General features: G+C 71.4%; 16 protein-coding genes. 7 read left to right on the top strand and 9 right to left on the bottom strand.

Annotation, left to right across the window (positions count from 1 at the left end; all coding sequences use genetic code 11):
- Positions 1–19 precede the first annotated feature (19 nt).
- Complete coding sequence (fdxA, locus tag ACZ6TB_RS06710; protein ID WP_465551353.1) at positions 20–340, top strand: ferredoxin; 321 nt, start codon at positions 20–22, stop codon at positions 338–340.
- Between the two features lie 30 nt (positions 341–370).
- Here the strand turns inward: fdxA and ACZ6TB_RS06705 are convergent, their stop codons facing one another.
- Together ACZ6TB_RS06705 and ACZ6TB_RS06700 are read right to left on the bottom strand one after the other, a co-directional pair.
- Entirely contained in the window at positions 371–850 is a 480-nt protein-coding gene (locus tag ACZ6TB_RS06705; RefSeq protein ID WP_465551351.1) for a cupin domain-containing protein, read from the bottom strand.
- Positions 851–911: 61 nt separating this feature from the next.
- Complete coding sequence (locus ACZ6TB_RS06700) at positions 912–1,400, bottom strand: hypothetical protein (protein ID WP_465551349.1); 489 nt, start codon at positions 1,398–1,400, stop codon at positions 912–914.
- Positions 1,401–1,610: 210 nt separating this feature from the next.
- Between ACZ6TB_RS06700 and ACZ6TB_RS06695 the strand changes: the two genes are divergently transcribed.
- From ACZ6TB_RS06695 to ACZ6TB_RS06685, 3 genes are all read left to right on the top strand, one after another.
- On the top strand, positions 1,611–1,790 hold the full coding sequence (locus ACZ6TB_RS06695; protein WP_465551347.1) for a hypothetical protein: 180 nt from the start codon (positions 1,611–1,613) through the stop codon (positions 1,788–1,790).
- Between the two features lie 105 nt (positions 1,791–1,895).
- Complete coding sequence (locus tag ACZ6TB_RS06690; protein ID WP_465551345.1) at positions 1,896–2,417, top strand: SigE family RNA polymerase sigma factor; 522 nt, start codon at positions 1,896–1,898, stop codon at positions 2,415–2,417.
- Positions 2,414–3,115, top strand: coding sequence for a hypothetical protein (locus ACZ6TB_RS06685; protein WP_465551343.1), 702 nt, complete (start codon positions 2,414–2,416; stop codon positions 3,113–3,115). The genes ACZ6TB_RS06690 and ACZ6TB_RS06685 overlap by 4 nt, the downstream gene beginning before the upstream one ends.
- Positions 3,116–3,135: 20 nt before the next feature.
- Here the strand turns inward: ACZ6TB_RS06685 and ACZ6TB_RS06680 are convergent, their stop codons facing one another.
- The 7 genes from ACZ6TB_RS06680 to ACZ6TB_RS06650 form a co-directional block, all read right to left on the bottom strand.
- Positions 3,136–4,656 (bottom strand): molybdopterin-dependent oxidoreductase, encoded by a 1,521-nt coding sequence (locus ACZ6TB_RS06680; RefSeq protein ID WP_465551341.1) that lies wholly within the window; start codon positions 4,654–4,656, stop codon positions 3,136–3,138.
- Positions 4,656–5,303 (bottom strand): fasciclin domain-containing protein, encoded by a 648-nt coding sequence (locus tag ACZ6TB_RS06675; RefSeq protein WP_465551339.1) that lies wholly within the window; start codon positions 5,301–5,303, stop codon positions 4,656–4,658. The genes ACZ6TB_RS06680 and ACZ6TB_RS06675 overlap by 1 nt, the downstream gene beginning before the upstream one ends.
- Before the next feature lie 69 nt (positions 5,304–5,372).
- A complete protein-coding gene (locus tag ACZ6TB_RS06670) occupies positions 5,373–6,083 on the bottom strand; it encodes an anti-sigma factor (RefSeq protein WP_465551337.1) in 711 nt (236 codons plus the stop codon).
- The gene (gene sigK, locus ACZ6TB_RS06665; RefSeq protein ID WP_465551335.1) at positions 6,080–6,682 is read right to left on the bottom strand and encodes an ECF RNA polymerase sigma factor SigK; all 603 of its coding nucleotides are present in this window, start codon (positions 6,680–6,682) and stop codon (positions 6,080–6,082) included. Before sigK ends, ACZ6TB_RS06670 begins: the two co-directional genes overlap by 4 nt.
- Before the next feature lie 141 nt (positions 6,683–6,823).
- Entirely contained in the window at positions 6,824–8,293 is a 1,470-nt protein-coding gene (locus ACZ6TB_RS06660; protein WP_465551333.1) for a GGDEF domain-containing protein, read from the bottom strand.
- Between the two features lie 92 nt (positions 8,294–8,385).
- Positions 8,386–9,063 (bottom strand): MBL fold metallo-hydrolase, encoded by a 678-nt coding sequence (locus ACZ6TB_RS06655; protein WP_465551331.1) that lies wholly within the window; start codon positions 9,061–9,063, stop codon positions 8,386–8,388.
- Positions 9,064–9,065: 2 nt separating this feature from the next.
- Complete coding sequence (locus tag ACZ6TB_RS06650) at positions 9,066–9,767, bottom strand: maleylpyruvate isomerase family mycothiol-dependent enzyme (protein ID WP_465551329.1); 702 nt, start codon at positions 9,765–9,767, stop codon at positions 9,066–9,068.
- Positions 9,768–9,957: 190 nt separating this feature from the next.
- Here ACZ6TB_RS06650 and rsgA point away from each other — a divergent pair, with 190 nt between their 5' ends.
- The 3 genes from rsgA to uvrA form a co-directional block, all read left to right on the top strand.
- Positions 9,958–10,989: a ribosome small subunit-dependent GTPase A gene (gene rsgA, locus ACZ6TB_RS06645; RefSeq protein ID WP_465551327.1), complete on the top strand. Its 1,032-nt coding sequence runs from the start codon at positions 9,958–9,960 to the stop codon at positions 10,987–10,989.
- 24 nt (positions 10,990–11,013) lie between these two features.
- Positions 11,014–12,795: a hypothetical protein gene (locus tag ACZ6TB_RS06640; RefSeq protein ID WP_465551325.1), complete on the top strand. Its 1,782-nt coding sequence runs from the start codon at positions 11,014–11,016 to the stop codon at positions 12,793–12,795.
- 147 nt (positions 12,796–12,942) lie between these two features.
- Positions 12,943–15,893, top strand: a 2,951-nt coding sequence (gene uvrA / locus ACZ6TB_RS06635) for an excinuclease ABC subunit UvrA (RefSeq protein ID WP_465551323.1), incomplete at its 3' end; no start/stop codon positions are given.

The raw sequence follows: 15,893 nt of genomic DNA, 5'->3' as shown, positions 1-15,893 counted from the left end.
CGTGCTCTACATTGCAGTCATGACGTATATCATCGCGGAGCCTTGCGTTGATGTGCTCGACAAGGCATGCGTCGAGGAGTGCCCCGTCGACTGCATCTACGAGGGCAATCGGATGCTCTACATACACCCGGACGAGTGCGTCGACTGCGGCGCGTGCGAGCCGGTCTGCCCGGTCGAGGCGATCTTCTACGAGGACGACGTGCCGGAGCAGTGGAAGGACTACACGAACGCGAACTACGAGTTCTTCGAGGACCTCGGCTCGCCCGGCGGGGCCGCGAAGATCGGCAAGATCGACAAGGACACCCCGTTCGTGGCGGCGCAGCCTCCCGCCGGGGCGTAGAGCGGCATCACGCCGGGCGATACCCGGGCCCTACAGCCAGTGGTTGTCGTGCTCGAGGTAGAACGCGACGCGCTCCTGCTCGCTCATCTCCGACAGGTGCGCGAGGCCCTCGAAGTAGCCCTCGCGCGGCGCGCCGGGGGAGAAGTGCAGCAGCATCGAGGCCGGCGCGCCGGACTCGTTCTTGAAGCCGTGCACGCCGCCCGGGGGCACGTGCACCCAGTCGCCCGGCTCGGTGTCGAGCCACTTCCGGCCGTCATAGATGCGCATGGCGCCGGAGAGGATGTAGAACGACTCCGACAGCGTGTGGTGGAAGTGCGGATCGGGGCCGGTGACGCCCGGTCCGCACTCCCATCGGTACATCCCGAAGAGCCCGCCGGTCGACGCCCCGGTCGACAGGTAGTGGACCTTGGTGCCGTTCGGGTAGACGAGCTCGGGCTCGGTGGCGGCGGGACGGTGGACGGCGCTGATCTCGCCCTCGTCCCCGTGGTACAGCGGTGGCGGATAGGTCATGACCCCATCATCGGGGAATCGGATCAACGCCGCCGTCCCGCCGGATCACCGGGACCGGGTGTCAGTCGCAGCAGCCGTCGGCCCGGCCGATCCAGCCGAACGTGTGGGCGTAGGTGTTGTGGGTGGTCGCGCCCCAGTAGATGACGGCGCTGACCGTGGGGTGGAACCCGGTGGCGACCGTGTCCGACTCGTAGCCGCGGTAGACGTACTCGGCCGTGTGCTTCATGTTGGTGTAGCAGTTGTTGCTGTTGCTCGGGATGTTCCACGTCCCGCTGGACGTGGACAGCTGCCCGCTGAGGCTGACCGTGCAGCGAGTGGCGCTGGTCTGCCAGTTCGGCCCGAAGTAGGGCTCGGTGTAGATGACCAGATGGGTCGGGTTGTCGTTGCGGCTCTCCCAGTACCACGTCACGCACACCGAGACGTTGGTTCCCGCCATGATCTCGCCGCTCACCACCGCGCACTGCTGGTTCGAGCTCGCCTGCGCCGGCATGGCCGTGATGCCGAGGATCAGCGCGCCGAGCGCGACGACGGCGGCCAGCCGCCTGGTCATGGTGTGACGTGCCCATTTGAGTGGTTTGACGGGCATTGTTCCCCCTGGTCGGTTGGGTCGTTGCGACGCCCGGCCGGCGACAGCGGAGAGATCTTACGGTCGGCACGGGCCGTCGCGATGCCCCGTCCGTCCACCGTGGATGATCCTTCGCACTGGCGGGAAATCGGATGAATGGCATCGTCGCACCGGGGGTAACCCGGGCATATGGCCATGATTCAGCCGGACCCCGACCGCTATCCGCCGCTCGACCCGGGCGCGCCGATTCCCGACGACCCGGGCGAGCTCGAGCCGAACGCGCCGGAGCCGTTGCCGCCCGCGCCGGTCGAGCCGGCGCCCGAGCCGGCCGAGGAACCGGCCGGGGAACCGGGTGGTGTGCCGGAACCCGCTTGATGAAGATCACCTTCCGCCGTCGGATCTTTTTGATCCGGCGGCGTTCTCATGCAACCTGGCCGGTGCGGTGAAACGTCAGGGGTCTGTGAGAGCGAAGGAGGGCACGTGAAGACAGAGCGTGACGAGCAGTTCCACAGCTTCGTGCTCAGCCACCGCGCCCAGCTGGTGCGTACGGCGACACTGCTGACGGCGGGTGACCAGCACCTGGCCGAGGACCTGGTCCAGTCCACCCTGACGAAGCTCTATGTCGCCTGGCCGGCGTTCCGGCGGGCCGACAACCCGGAGGGCTACCTGCGCCGCACGCTGGTGAACGCGCTGACCGACGAGCGTCGGCGGTGGTGGCGCCGGCACGAGCGCACGGTGGCCGAGCTTCCGGACCGGCCGCTGTCGGAGACCGGCGAGACCGACGACGGGAACGACGGGATCCGGGCCGCGATGCGGGAGCTTCCGCCCAAGATGCGCGCCGCGCTCGTGTTCCGGTACTTCTACGACCTTGGCGTCGCCGACACCGCCGACGCCCTCGGCTGCTCCGAGGGCACGGTGAAGAGCCAGACCGCCCGGGCGCTCGAGCGCCTGCGGGACGTGCTGGCCCAGACCGAAATCCCCCTGACAGGAGTCATCCGATGATGGATCTGCACGACCGGCTCTCCTCCCTCGCCGGGCCGGCCGGCCCGGCCACCGCCGAGCAGGCGGACGCCGACGTGGCCCGTGGCCGGCGGGCGCTGCTGCGCCGCCGGGCGGTCCGCGGCACCGGCGCCTCGGTCTTCGCGGCCGCCGCCGTGGCCGCGGCGATCAGCTACGGCGTCTCGGCCGGGGGCGGCGCCGCGTCGTCCCCGTCCGGCGCGACGGCCGCGGGCTCGCCCGCCGCCGGCTCACCGGCCGTGGGCTCGCCGGCCGCCGGTGACCCCGCCGTGGTCGCCACCCGCCTCGTCGCCTACCGCGGCGAGCAGCCGAAGGGCTTCACGATCGACAAGGTGCCCGCGGGCTGGGAGGTGCAGGGCGTGAACGCCGCCGTGCTGACCATCGGGCCGGTCGGGCTCAAGGACAAGAACCCGGACAGCTTCGTCGGCAAGATCGCGATCATGCTGCAGTCGGCCGACGACCACTCGACGCCGACCGGCACCGCGGTCAAGGTCGGCGGCAACCCCGGCGTGATCAACGTCGGGCTCGGCACCGACCACGTCAAGAACCTGTGGGTGAAGGTGCCGTCCAAGGGCTGGCTCCAGGTGCAGATCTGGGACTCGCGCGGCTGGTCGGACGCCGCCATCGTCGAGTTCGGCGCCGGCATCCACGTGCTGCCGGGCGCGGTGCAGGGCCGGGGCTGATCCCTCGAGTAATCGGTCCCTCAGGCAACCGTCACCGAGATGGTGTGACGCCCCGTCGCACCGCTCGGGAACGGGGTGGCGCGGGCCGCCGGCTGCACCGCCCCCGTGCCGTCGGTGGCCCGCACCGAGAGCGAGTGCGGGCCCGCCGCCGCGGCCCAGGAGTACCGCCACTGCACCCAGGTGTCGGCCGACGCCGTGGGCAGCAGCTCGGCCGGTGACCAGGCGCCCCCGTCGACGCTGACCTCCACCTTCCGGATGCCCCGGCGCTGCGCCCAGGCGACGCCGGCGACCGTGACCCGGCCGGCGGCGAGCCGCTCGAACGGGCGGGGGCGGTCGATCCGGGAGGCGGTCTTCACCGGGCCGTCGGCGGCCCAGCCCCGCTTCACCCAGTACGCGTCGAAGCGGTCGAACCGGGTCAGCTCCAGCTCGGTCAGCCACTTGCAGGCGCCGGCGTAGCCGTACAGGCCGGGGGTGAGCATCCGCACCGGGAAGCCGTGCTCCAGCGGCAGCGGCTCGCCGTTCATGCCGACCACCAGCATCGTGTCCCGCCCGTCCAGCGCCGTGGCGACCGGCGTGCCGATCGTCATGCCGTCCGCCGAGCGGGCCACCAGCTGGTCGGCGCCGGCGTCGACGCCGGCCTCGCGCAGCAGCGGCGCCAGCGGCACGCCGAGCCAGCGCGCGGTGCCGATGTACGGGCCGCCGACCTCGTTCGACACGCAGTTCAGCGTGACGTCCCGCTCGATCAGCGGCCGGTCGAGCAGATCGGCGAAGGACAGCCGCAGCTCCCGGCCGACCATCCCGTGCACGCGCAGCGACCACGTGTCCGGGTCGAGCCGAGGCACGGTGAGCGCCGTGTCGACCCGGTAGAAATCGGCGCCGGGGGTACGGAAACCGGGTGGCGCCGCGAACGGCGGTGCCGGGTCGGCCGGGGCCGGCAACCGGATCGCCGACCGGGACCGGGCCGCCGCGCCGCCCCGGGTGCGCTTCACGACGGTCGCCCCGCCCTCGGCCGCCACGGCGCCGGCGGCGATGAGGGCGGCGGCCCGCAGGAAGCGCCGGCGGTCCGCCCGGGTGGCGGCCGGCGCGCCGACCGCCTGGGTGGCGGCCGGCATGCCAGTCGGCCGGGTGGCGGCCGGCACGCGGGTCAGCCACCACAGGATGAGTCCGGCGACCGCGGCGGCGAGCAGGGCCGGCGCCGCGTCGAACGCCACCGCGGCCGGCCGGGACAGCGCGGCGCCGGCCCCGGCCAGGCCGAGCACCCCGGCGCCGGCCGGGATCACCCAGCGCCGCCGCCGGCCGAGCACGCCGACCGCCGCCGCGGCCAGGGCCACCACCAGCGCGATGCCGGTCAGCAGCACCGGCTTGTCGTGGGTGCCGAGCTCGCGGACCGCGAGCTCCTTGACCGCGGTCGGGGTCGCGTCGATCACCGCGCCGCCCACCGCGACCAGGGGTCCGGAGGCGGGCCGGGTCACGGCCGCGAGCAGTTCCGCGACCGCGACCCCGGTGCCGGCGCCGAGCACGCCGGCGATCGCGCCCCGCATCACTTCTTCGGCATCAGGACGGTGTCGATGATGTAGACGTTCGCGTTGGCCGTCTGCACGTTGCCGCAGATCACCGACGCGTCGCCGTCCACCTTGAAGTCCTGGCCGCTGCCGCTCACCGTGAGCTCGCCGCCCTGCAGCGTCTTGTGGCTGCCGGCCAGGTCGGCGGGCGTCAGCTTCCCGGACACCACGTGGTAGGTCAGGATGCTGGTCAGCGTCTTCTTGTCGGCCAGCACCTTCTTGAGGTCGGCGGCCGGGATCTTCTTGAACGCGTCGTTGGTCGGCGCGAACACGGTGATGCCGTCGGCCGAGTTGAGCGAGTCCACGAGACCCGCCTGCTTGACGGCGCTGACCAGGGTGGACAGCAGCGGGTTGCCGGAGGCCGCGGTGGCGACCGGCACCTGGGCCATGGCCTGGAAGCTGCCCTTGTCGGACGGGTCGGTCGGCACGGCCGAACAGCCCGTCCCGAAGTTGGTCATCGCGTCCATCGTGGGCATCGCCGACGTGGCCATCGGTGAAGGCGCGGTGGTGGTGGTGGTGGTCGTCGCCGGTGCCGCGGACGAGTCGCCGGACGAGGAGCCGCAGGCCGCCACCGAGATCGAGAAGAGAGCGGCGGCGGCCAGGGCGGTGAATCGCGTCGTGCGCATTTTCGTTCCTCCATTGTCGGGATTTACACCCTTAATTCGGAGCGAACGACGTCCTGGAGACGTGCGACTTCACGCGAGTTTGAGATCGGCGACCATCGGCAGTGTCGGCGTGCGCGAACCACCCGGCGGCTCGACCGTGACGCCCACGTCGGAGGCCTGGTCGATGCCCTCGACGATCCGCACGGCCGAGGTCTGCCCGGGGTCGAGCGCGCCCTCGGAATGCGGCGACCCGTCGCGGACCGTCCACAGCTGATAGACCCGGCCGGTCGGGGCCGACCCGGCGGCCAGCATGATCACGCCGGAGTTCCGCAGCCGGGAGACGGCCACCGTCACCCGTCCGCCGCCGTCCACGACCTGGTCGCGCACCACCAGGTCGGGGGCCGCCAGCACGGCGCGGACCTGGGCCTCGGACGACCGAGCCGCCTCGGCGGCCGCGTGCTCACGGCGTACGCGCTGATCTTGAATGGCGTAGGTGACCCCACCCACCGCGACCACCGCGGCGGCCGCGGCCGTCCACCGGCGCCACCGCATCGCCGGACGCGCCACACGCGTCTCGGGCGCCAGCTGCCGGGTCGTGCGGACCGCCGCCATCACGTTCGCCCGCAGACCGGGCGGCGGCACCGACCAGGCGCCGCCCGCCAGCCGCGCCGCCGCCTCGCGCAGCTCGTCGACCTCGGTCCGGCACTCCTCGCACTCGCGCAGGTGCCGGTCGAACGAGGCCCGTTCCACATCGTCGACGGCGTCCAGGACGTACGCGCCGAGCAGGGAATGAATGGTCATGCCGGCACCCCCAGGCAGTAGCGCAGCCGGACCAGGCCGTCGCGCATGCGCGCCTTCACCGCCGTCAGCGGGGCGCCGAGCAGCTCGGCCACCTGCGCGTACGTGTGGCCCTGGTAGTAGGCGAGGGTGACCGCCTCGCGCTGGAGCTCGGTGAGGTCGTCCAGGCAGCGCCGCACCTGCTGGCGCTCCAGCCGGCCGGTCACCTCGTCGGCGACGGCGTCGTACGGGGTGTCGATCGACCCCGCGCCGACCCGCATGTCCCGGTCGGTCGCCGCCTGCTCGGACCGCACCCGGTCGACCACCCGCCGATGCGCGATGGTGAAGACCCAGGACGTGGCCGAGCCCCGGGCCGGGTCGAAGCGGGCGGCCGTGCGCCACACCTCGACCAGCACCTCCTGGGCGACCTCCTCGGCCTGCGCCGGATCGCGCAGCACCCGCCGGATCAGGCCGTAGACCCGGGCCGCGACCAGCTCGTAGAGCTGCTCGAACGCCCGTTCGTCACCGCGGGCCACGGCCCGCAGCAGCTGACCGGGGTCGGGTGGCGCGTCCGGCACCGCCGACAAGTGATCCGGCCGCCGGCCGATACCCGGTCCCGTCATGAGCCCACCCTTCGCCGCACAGATCCCACGCCGGGTATTCGGAGCGGCGGCGGGCGAGGATAGGTCGGGTCACAGCCGCGTTCGCGCCACTGGTCCTACCGGCGCCGGGCCGCGGCAGTGCCCCGGTGGGACCAGGTGTCGTCACCCAAGCTTGCCGAAGACCGTGGCCTCGAGGCCGTTCATCGGCGAAATGCGGTCCTTTCGGGCGCGTTTACGCGTGTACATGGCATCGTCGGCGGCGGCGATCAACGCATCCGGCGAAGGAATCCCGTCTTGCACGCTGGTTGCCGTTCCCACCGTCACACCGACGGTCAGGGACGTGTCGTTCCACCTGATCGGCTTCTTGAGGGCGTCCTCGACGCTTTGCTGAACCAGCCCGGCGGCGACCTCATCAACGCCGGGGCAGTACGCGAGAAACTCGTCGCCGCCGACGCGGGCGACGATGTCGTTCTGTCGCAGAGTATCGGTGAGGCGGCGGGCAACGCATCGAAGTACTTCGTCGCCGGCTTCGTGGCCGTAGCGGTCGTTGATCGGCTTGAAATCGTCGAGATCGCAGTACAGAACGGTGGCCGGAGACGGTGGGCTTCCCGCAGCCCCGGTCAAGGCGTGATTGATGTCGGCGAAGAGTTTTCGCCGGTTGACCAAGCCGGTCAAGTCGTCGTGGCCGGCCTGGTACTCCAGTTCATCGCGGTCCTGTGATCGCTGAGCCAGAAGTTGACGAGCGCGGATCAGGACCAGGGGCACCATCGTCAGGGGACCGAGAGTGAGCAGCAATCCGTCCGGGGCCTCGCCGACCAGCTGGGGAATGCCGCCCACCACGGGCATGACGACGAGTGCGCCGCCGAACAGGCGGAATCGGATCTTCGTGTTCACCAGTTCGCGATCGGTGATCGGCAGCGTCAAGGTGCCTGCCGTCGGATGCAGCGCGGCCGCTCCGATGAGCAGATAGCTGATCAGGTAGCACAGGCCGGTTGCCGCCGAGGGGATGCCGGGAGCGTTGCCGCCGGCCGTGAACAACACGTCACCCAGGACGGCGCAGGCAAGCGCGCCCAGGAACAGCCACACACTGACCTGCCGGCGTCCGGCGGCCTGAGCGACCCGGAGCATCGAGCCCAGAATGCCCATCAGCGCCAAGATCTGCACCAGCACTCTGATCTGTCCGGGAGTGGGTGTGCCGGCGTCCAGCAGTGCGGGGCGCAGCGCGTATTCCCAGACGGGCGCGGCGGCGGCGATACCGACGACGGCCGCATCGATGACATCGCCGCTGTCGCGTGCGGCCCGCTGCCTGACGACGAGCAGGCTCGCCCCCAGCATCGCCAGATAGCCGGCGATCTGGAACGGTGCGATCGGCCAGGCGGCGACACTCCCGTGCGAAGCGATCCGTATCCAGGCCAGGACGTTCACCACCGTCAGGAGTGACAGTGCGATGGCCACCAGATTCCACGGCAACCGGTACGCGTGGCGATGCATACGCGTGGTCGCCGTGGCCGCGATCAGGGCGACGACGCCGGCCGCGAGCAGCGCCGTCTGCCGCTGGGTCGCGTCGCCCAGGACGAAGACCGCCGGCAGCACTGCGGCCGCGATCATGAGAAACGCGGTCGGCGTGCGCACCGGAGCCTCTCGTCGAGTTGCCACACCTGTGTATCGGCGCCGTGTACTCGATCCTTACCGGTCCTGGCGAGCGGCGGCCCGCCACGGCCGGGTCACCAGCCGCGTTCGCGCCACTCGGCGAGCGACGGCCGCTCGGCGCCCAGCGTCGAGTCCCGGCCGTGCCCGGGGTAGAACCAGGTGTCGTCACCCAGCTTGCCGAAGATCGTGTCGTCACCCAGCTTGCCGAAGATCTTGGCCTCGAGATCGTTCATCAGCGAGATGTGGTCCTCGACCGTGACCGTCTTCCCGTGACCGCCCGGGAACAAACTGTCACCGGTGAAGAGATGTCCGTGGCCCTCCGGGTCGCGGTAGAGCAGCGCGATCGAGCCCGGGGTGTGCCCGACCAGGTGGATCACCTCGAGCGCGCAGTCGCCGACGGTGACGGTGTCGCCCTCGGTGAGGGTGCCGGTCACCACCGGGATCTCACCGGCGTCGTCGGCGTGCGCCAGCGAGCGGGCGCCGGTCGCCTCGACCACGTCCTCCAGGGCCTGCCAGTGGTCGCCGTGCCGGTGCGTGGTGACGACCGTGGCCAGGCCGCCGTCGCCGATCAGCGCGAGCAGGGTCTCGTCGTCGTTGGCCGCGTCGATCAGCAGCTGCTCACCGCCGTCGGCGCAGCGCAGCAGGTACGCGTTGTTGTCCATCGGGCCGACCGAGACCTTGGTGACGGTCAGGTGGCCGAGGTCGCGGACGGCGGGCGCGCCGCCACGGGTGACGTCTCCGGTGTAGGCCATGGTCACTTCCACCTCACGGGTGTCGGGAGCTCGCCGTCGGGCGAGACGGTCAGGTCGGCGCCGTCGCCGCGGCCGGACAGCCAGGCGGCGAGGGACTTGGTCGGGCCGCCGACGACCGGTGGGTCGTCCGCGGTGCCGATGGTCAGCGGGTGGTCGATGCCGTACGGGCGCAGGACCATCGGCGGCGCGTCCGGGCCGGCGCCGGTGACGATCTCGCGGAGCATCCGCAGCGCGAACGCGTCGGACCAGTCGCCCGGCGCGTAGCCCCGCCCGAGGTCGACGTGGTGCACCTCGACCTCGCGCAGCCGCGCCCACGGCACCCCGGCCGCCGGCAGCTTGATGAACTCCAGGCGGAAGGTCCACGCCTCGGCCGGCATCGCGGCGGCCGCGTCGGCGAACCGCTCGTGCGACGCGCGGATGTCCTCGACCTGCTCGCGCAGCGGCCGGCCGGCGCCCGCCGTGATGTCCGACTCCCGCTGACCGGGCGCGTAGGCCTCGGCCACCACGCCGGTGCGGGCGCCGGTGAGCAGTCGCGTGTACATGTCGGCGTTGCGCGCGACGTGGGTCAGGACGTGCCCGACGGTCCAGCCGGGCAGCAGTGACGGCGCGGAGACCGTCGCGGGGTCGAGGTCGGCCGCGGTGCGCAGCAGGCTTTCGGTGGCTCGGTCGACTTCGGTGAGAAGCACGAGCGGATCCATCGTCACCTGGCAAACCCTAGTGGACCCAAATTCACTTTCGCTGGGGTAGTGGTGACCGTACCGTCGGTGGCAGACGCGCCGACCGGCCCGCGGAGGAGGTGGGGAACGTGCAGTTCGTCATTACCGCGTCCCTTCACCCGGAGGCCGCGGCCTGACCCGCCCGGCCAGGCGCCCTCCCGTCCCGCAAAGGGTTCTCATGTCGCACGACCTGTCCCGGCTCGGCTGGGACGACTCCCTCGCATCCGCGTACCGTCCCTTCGACCGTCCCGACGCCGAGCCCGCCCGGGTGCTGCGCGCCGACCGCGGCGTCTGCACCGTGCTCGGCGAGTCCGGCGTCCTCCGCGCCAGTCTCGCCGGGGGCGTGCTGCTGGCGGCGGCCGGCGACCCGGTCAAGCTGCCCTGCGCCGGCGACTGGGTGGTCGTCCGGCACTGGCCCGACCGCCGCACCACGCTCGAGGCCGTGCTGCCCCGCCGCACGGCGCTGATCCGCCGCACCTCCGACAAGGACGCCACCGGCCAGCTGCTGGCCGCGAACATGGACACGGTCGCCGTGGTCGAGCCGATCCACCCCGAGCCCGACGATGCCCGGGTCGAGCGGTTGCTGGCCCTGGCCTGGGAGTCGGGGGCGAAACCGCTGCTGGTGCTGACCAAGAGCGACACCTCGGCGGACCCGTCGGCGGTGGCCCGGCAGCTCGCGGAGCTCGCGCCGGGCGTGCCGGTGGTTCCAGTGAGCGTGCGCGGCACGCCCGGCATCGAGCAATTGCGGGCGTACGTGGATGACGGCCGCACCCTGGCACTGCTCGGCCGATCGGGCGCCGGGAAGTCGACGCTGGTCAACGCCCTGGCCGGGGCGGCCGTGATGCCGGTGCAGGCGATCCGCGACGCCGACGGCAAGGGCCGGCACACCACCGCCTACCGCAACCTCGTCCCGCTCCCCGGTGGCGGCGCCGTGCTCGACACCCCCGGCATCCGCGGGGTCGGCCTGCTCGACACGGCCGAGGGCCTCGACCGGGCCTTCGCCGACATCGCCGACCTGGCCGCCCACTGCCGTTACGGCGACTGCCGGCACGGCGCCGAACCGGGCTGCGCGGTCCAGGCCGCGCTCGCCGCCGGCGCGCTGGCGCCGCGGCGGCTCGCGAGCTGGCGCAAGCTGCACCACGAGATCGAGGTGGAGAGCGCCCGCCAGCAGGCCCGGGTGGCCGCCGGGCACCGTCGCCGGCGGCACTGAGGCGCCTTCTGCGACAATGCTGCGATGCAGGCCGCGGTCGAGAACGAGGTCGCCCCCGTTCCCCCGGCGGGCCGCTCCCGTGACCGCACCGACCTGCTGGCCCCGCTGAGCTACCTGGTGCTGGCGGTGCTGGTGATGATCCGGCTCTGGATCGACCCGGCCGGCCGGGTGCTGTCCAGCAACGACGACGACCACGGCTTCTTCCTGTACGTGTTCGCGCACGGCGAGCGGGTGCTGTTCCACGGGGACAACCCGCTGTTCGACGGCCGGATGAACGTGCCCGACGGCGTCAACATGATGGCCAACACCACCGTGCTGGCGATCACCGTGCCGTTCGCGCCGATCACCCACCTCCTCGGTCCCGGGGTGTCGCTGGTGCTGGCGCTCACGCTGGGCCTGGCCGGCACCGCGTACGCCTGGTACTGGGTGCTCTCCCGGCATCTGGTGACGAGCCGGGTCGCGGCCTGGGTCGGCGGCCTGTGGTGCGGCTTCGCGCCGGCGCTGGTCTCGCACGCGAACGCGCACGTCAACTTCGTCAGCCAGTACGTGACGCCGTTCATCGTCTGGCAGGTGCTGCGGCTGCGCGAGCCCGGCCGGGCCCTGCGCGGCGGCGTGATCCTGGGGCTGCTGATCACCCTTCAGGTCTTCATCAACGAGGAGACCCTGCTCTTCACCGCTCTCACGCTGGGTGCGTTCGTCATCGCGTACGCGGCCATGGCGCCCCGCCTCGCGATCCGCGCCGCGCGGCACTTCCTCGCCGGCCTCGGGGTCGCGGGGGTGACCGCCGGCGTGCTCCTGGCCTACCCGCTGCACTTCCAGTTCACCGGCCCGGGCAGCTACCACGGCCAGCCGTTCGAGGCCGGGGAGTACGTCACCGACCTGCTCGCCGTCGGCGCGTTCGCCCGGCAGTCGCTGGCCGGCAACGGGGCCCTGGCCCGGCACCTGAGCGTCAGCGGCACCGAGGACAACACGTTCTTCGGCCCGATCGGCCTCGTGATGATCGTGGTCGCGGTGGTGCTGCTGTGGCGCACCGTGGCCGCCCGGGCCGCCGCGATCGCCGGCCTGGTGCTGCTGGTGGTCTCGATGGGCCCGTCGCTCCAGGTCGCCGGGCGGGACACCGGCATCCCGCTGCCGTTCGGCGCCGTCAGCCATCTGCCGATCATCAACCTGGTGAGCGTCACCAGGTTCGGCATGGTCGCCGCGACGATCGCCGGGGTGCTGCTCGCCCTGGCCACCGATCGCCTTTCCGCACTCTCGCCGGCGCGGCGCCGCTGGTTCGTCGCCGGGCTGGTGCTGGCGCTCGTGCCACTCATCCCGAAGCCGCTCCCGACGGTGCCGGCCGCCCCGCTGCCCGCTTTCATAACCCAGAACACTTGGCGTTCGTACGTCGCCGACGACCGCACACTCGTGACGGTTCCGCTGCCCGAGGTCACCACCGGCCGCGCCGGCATGCGCTGGCTCGCGCTGTCGGGTTTGTCGTACCGATCGCCCCGTGGGTATTTCATGGGCCCGGCGAACCCGCCCGCCGACCTGACCGGCTCGTGGAACGCCCCGGCCCGCTTCACCTCCAACCTGCTGTGGCGGGTGCGCGAGTACGGGCAGCGTCCGGTGCTGACCGCCGCCGACCGGGAACGGATCAAGGCCGACCTGATCTTCTGGCGGGCGGCCGTGGTGGTGCTGATCCCGGACACCCGCAACGGCGGCGCCCTGCTGGCCACGCTGACGGATGCGCTGGGCGCCCCGGCACGGGTCGGTGGCGTGGACCTGTGGGACGTACGCTCTCTTCCAGTTCCCCCTTCAGAGTGAGATTGCCCCGCCTGAACTGCGGGAATGTGCAGCATGTGACAGGCGCTGCACCTAGGCGGGCCGGTTCCGGCGAAAACTTGTCGTACCCCATGGCTAGAGTGGCCGCGGCTCTGCTCGTTTCATACACATGTACGGAGAGGCTGGCTGGTGGCCGACCGTTTGACTATTCGAGGCGCGCGCGAACACAACCTGCGTGACGTCAACCTCGACCTGCCCCGCGACGCGATGATCGTCTTCACCGGGCTGTCCGGCTCCGGCAAGTCCAGCCTCGCGTTCGACACGATCTTCGCCGAGGGCCAGCGGCGCTACGTCGAGTCGCTCTCGTCGTACGCGCGCCAGTTCCTCGGGCAGATGGACAAGCCCGACGTCGACTTCATCGAGGGCCTGTCCCCGGCGGTGTCGATCGACCAGAAGTCGACCTCGCGCAACCCGCGCTCGACGGTCGGCACCATCACCGAGGTCTACGACTACCTGCGCCTGCTCTTCGCCCGCACCGGCATCCCGCACTGCCCGGTCTGCGGCGAGCGGATCAGCAAGCAGACGCCGCAGCAGATCGTCGACCGGGTCCTCGCCATGGACGAGGGCACCCGCTTCATGGTCCTGGCCCCGGTCATCCGCGGCCGCAAGGGTGAGTACGTCGACCTCTTCGCCGAGCTGCAGGCCAAGGGCTACGCGCGGGCCCGGGTCGACGGCGTGGTGCACCCGCTCACCGAGCCGCCGAAGCTGAAGAAGCAGGAGAAGCACACCATCGAGGTGGTGGTCGACCGGCTCAGCGTCAAGGCGGCCAGCAAGCAGCGCCTGACCGACTCGGTCGAGGCCGCGCTGACCCTGGCCGGCGGCATCGTGCTGCTCGACTTCGTCGACCTCCCCGAGGACGACCCGCAGCGCGAGCGCCGCTTCTCCGAGCACCTGGCCTGCCCCAACGACCACCCGCTGGCGATCGAGGACCTCGAGCCCCGGGTCTTCTCCTTCAACGCGCCCTACGGCGCCTGCCCCGAGTGCACCGGCCTCGGCACCAAGAAGGAGGTCGACCCCGAGCTGATCATCCCCGACCCGGAGCGGTCGGTCCGCGAGGGCGCGATCCAGCCGTGGGCCGGCGGCCAGACCATGGAGTACTTCCTGCGTCTGCTCGAGGCCCTGGCCCAGGCCGAGAAGTTCTCGGTCGACACCCCGTGGCGGGCGCTGTCGTCCCGCGCGCAGAAGACGATCCTGTACGGGTCGGAGGACCAGGTCCACGTCCGCTACCGCAACAAGTACGGCCGCGAGCGCTCCTACTACACCGGCTTCGAGGGCGTGGTGCAGTGGATCGAGCGGCGGCACAACGACACCGAGAGCGACTGGTCCCGCGACAAGTACGAGGGATACATGCGCGACGTGCCGTGCCCGGTCTGCGGCGGCACCCGCCTCAAGCCCGAGGTGCTGGCCGTGACCATCGCCGGCAAGAGCATCGCCGAGGTCTGCAACCTGTCCGTGGGCGACTGCGCCGAGCTGCTGTCCACCATCGAGCTCGACGACCGGCAGAAGATGATCGCCGAGCGGGTCCTCAAGGAGATCAACGCCCGGCTCCGGTTCCTGGTCGACGTCGGCCTCGACTACCTCTCGCTGGACCGCGGCGCCGGCACACTCTCCGGCGGCGAGGCGCAGCGCATCCGGCTCGCCACCCAGATCGGCTCCGGCCTGGTCGGCGTGCTCTACGTGCTCGACGAGCCGTCGATCGGCCTGCACCAGCGCGACAACCACCGGCTGATCGAGACGCTGGTCCGGCTGAAGAAGCTCGGCAACACGCTGATCGTGGTCGAGCACGACGAGGACACGATCCGTACCGCCGACTGGATCGTCGACATCGGGCCCGGCGCCGGCGAGCACGGCGGGCACATCGTGCACAGCGGCTCGGTCGAGGGCCTGCTGAAGAACAAGCAGTCGCCGACCGGGGCCTACCTGTCCGGCCGCAAGTCGATCCCGACGCCGGCCACCCGCCGCCCGCAGACGGCCGGCCGCGAGCTCGTGGTGCAGGGCGCCCGCGAGCACAACCTGCGCAACCTGAACGTGGAGTTCCCGCTCGGGCAGTTCATCGCCGTCACCGGGGTCAGCGGCTCGGGCAAGTCCACGCTGGTCAACGACATCCTCTACACGGTGCTGGCCAACCAGGTGAACGGCGCGCGCATGGTGCCCGGCCGGCACACCCGGGTCAGCGGCCTCGAGCACGTCGACAAGGTGGTGGGCGTCGACCAGTCGCCGATCGGCCGCACCCCGCGGTCCAACCCCGCGACCTACACCGGCGTCTTCGACAACATCCGCAAGCTGTTCGCCGAGACTGTCGAGGCCAAGGTGCGCGGCTACGGCCCGGGCCGGTTCTCGTTCAACGTCAAGGGCGGCCGCTGCGAGAACTGCGCGGGCGACGGCACCATCAAGATCGAGATGAACTTCCTGCCCGACGTCTATGTCCCGTGCGAGGTGTGCAAGGGCGCGCGGTACAACCGGGAGACGCTCGAGGTGCACTACAAGGGCAAGACGATCTCCGAGGTGCTGGAGATGCCGATCGAGGAGGCCGCGACCTTCTTCGAGCCCATCACCTCGATTCACCGGCACCTCAAGACCCTGGTCGACGTCGGCCTCGGCTACGTGCGGCTGGGCCAGCCGGCCCCGACCCTCTCCGGCGGCGAGGCGCAGCGCGTCAAGCTGGCGTCCGAGCTGCAGAAGCGGTCCACCGGCCGCACCGTCTACGTGCTCGACGAGCCGACCACCGGCCTGCACTTCGAGGACATCCGCAAGCTGCTGCTGGTGCTCAACGGGCTGGTCGACAAGGGCAACACGGTGATCACCATCGAGCACAACCTCGACGTGATCAAGACGGCCGACTGGCTGATCGACATGGGCCCCGAGGGCGGCAGCAAGGGTGGTCTCGTGCTCGCCGTCGGCCGGCCCGAGGAGGTCGCCGAGGTGCCGGAGAGTCACACCGGGCAGTTCCTGCGGCACTCGCTCAAGCTCGAGGGCGAGGCGGCCGGGGCCCAGGGGGCAACCAACCAAGGAAGAAAGGAAGAAAACAACACCCCCCACCAAACGAGCCCGAAACCCACCCCCACACCAGCCACGGAGAA

It is taken from the genome of Actinoplanes sp. NPDC051537, from assembly GCF_055586105.1.
This window is presented reverse-complemented; position numbering and strand designations above follow the sequence as displayed.